Below are 2,250 nucleotides of genomic sequence, written 5' to 3'. Positions count from 1 at the left end.
TCTCGTGGGCTCGGAGCTGTGTGTAAGGGCATCGCCTTCATTGCCCTCAGTGACGGAACCGACAAATTCACCGGTCACTTCTGGCGCATCCTCGCTACCAGTAATCGTGATAACAATATCTTGCAGGGTGCCATCAGAGGCAGTCAGGGTAATGGTATCGGTGACTTGATCGCCGGCATCCAAATTCTGTACCGCAGACTGATCGAGAGTATACGTCCAATCACCATCGACCAGCTCGAGTGAACCATAAGTGCCAGACGCTATAGTATTGGCGAAGGTTGGATTATCGCCATCGTCGACATCGCTGATCGCAATGGTGCCCGTTGCGGTGACAGGCGCATCGCCTTCGTTACCTTCGGTGACTGAACCCACAAACTCACCACTGACTTCAGGCGCATCTTCGCTACCAGTAATGGTGATCACAATGGCTTGCTGGGTGCCATCAGAGGCCGTCAGGGTAACGGTATCGGTGACCTGATCGCCAGCATCCAAATCCTGCACGCTGGCTTGATCGAGGGTGTAAGTCCAATTGCCGTTCACCACTTCGAGCGAACCATAGGTACCGGTCTCTGTAGTATTGGCAAAGGTTGGATTATCGCCATCGTCGACATCACTGATCGTAATGGTGCCGGTGGCAGTGACAGGGGGATCACCTTCGTTGCCTTCGGTGACGGAACCGATAAACTCACCACTGACTACAGGGTCGTCATCTGTCCCAGTAATAGTGATCGCAATGGCTTGCTCAGTACCATCAGAGGCGGTGAGGGTAATGGTATCGGTGACCTGATCGCCAGTGTCTAAGTTCTGCACGCTGGCTTGATCGAGGGTGTAAGTCCAATTGCCATCGACTAGCTCGAGTGAACCATAAGTGCCAGACGCTGTGGTATCGGCAAAGGTGGGTGCATCGTCACCGTCGACATCACTGATCGTAATGGTGCCGGTGGCAGTGACAGGTGCATCACCTTCGTTGCCTTCGGTCACTGAACCGACAAACTCACCACTGACTACAGGCGCATCCTCGCTACCAGTAATAGTGATAACAATAGCTTGCTGTGTGCCATCAGAGGCAGTCAGAGTGATGGTATCGGTGACCTGATCGCCAGCATCTAAATTCTGTACCGCAGACTGATCGAGGGTGTAGGTCCAGCTGCCATCGACCAGCTCGAGTGAACCATAAGTGCCGGTTGCTGTGGTATTGGCAAAGGTGGGTGCATCGTCGCCATCCACATCACTTATCGCAATGGTGCCCGTGGCAGTCACGGCCGCATCACCTTCGTTGCCTTCGGTGACGGAACCAATAAACTCACCGGTGACTTCAGGGTCGTCATCCGTCCCTGTAATGGTGATAACAATATCTTGCTGCGTGTTATCGCTTGCCGTCAGGGTAATGGTATCTGTCACTTGATCGCCAGCATCTAAATCCTGCACGCTGTCTTGATCAAGGGTGTAAGTCCAGTTGCCGTTCACCAGCTCGAGCGAACCATAAGTCCCTGCCTCAGTGGTATCGGCAAAGGCGGGTGCATCGTCACCGTCGACATCGCTGATCGTAATGGTGCCCGTGGCAGTGACAGGCGCATCGCCTTCATTGCCCTCGGTGACTGAACCAATAAACTCACCGGTGACTTCAGGTAGGTCCTCGCTACCGGTAATGGTGATGACAATAGCTTGCTGGGTGCCATCAGAGGCGGTGAGGGTGATGGTATCCGTAACTTGATCGCCAGCGTCCAAGTTCTGCACCGCAGACTGATCGAGGGTGTAGGTCCAGCTGCCATCGACCAATTCCAGCGAACCATAGGTGCCTGTCTCAGTGGTGTCCGCAAAGGTGGGTGTATCGTCGCCATCCACATCGCTGATCGCAATGGTGCCCGTCGCGGTGACAGGCGCATCGCCTTCGTTACCTTCGGTCACGGAACCAATAAACTCACCGGTGACTTCGGGCGCATCCTCGCTACCAGTAATGGTGATCACAATATCTTGCTGGGTGCCATCAGAGGCGATGAGGGTGATGGTATCGGTAACCTGATCATCGGCATCCAAGTTCTGCACCGCAGACTGATCAAGCGTATAGGTCCAGTTGCCATTCACTAGTTCTAGCGAACCATATGTACTCGCTTGTGTGACATCGGCAAAGGTAGGCGCATCGTCGGTGTCAACATCAGTGATCGCAATCGTACCCGTTGCAGTGACAGGTGCATCGCCTTCATTGCCCTCAGTGACGGAACCGACAAACTCACCGGTCACTTCTGGCGC

1 protein-coding gene is annotated in these 2,250 nt (G+C 54.1%); it reads right to left on the bottom strand.

From position 1 onward, the window contains the following. A partial coding sequence (locus BGK46_RS14610) for a VCBS domain-containing protein (protein ID WP_217492741.1) occupies positions 1-2,250 on the bottom strand: 2,250 nt, incomplete at both ends.

It is taken from the genome of Salinivibrio sp. SS2 (assembly GCF_001722075.1).
Taxonomy (GTDB): Bacteria; Pseudomonadota; Gammaproteobacteria; order Enterobacterales; family Vibrionaceae; genus Salinivibrio; species Salinivibrio proteolyticus.
This window is presented reverse-complemented; position numbering and strand designations above follow the sequence as displayed.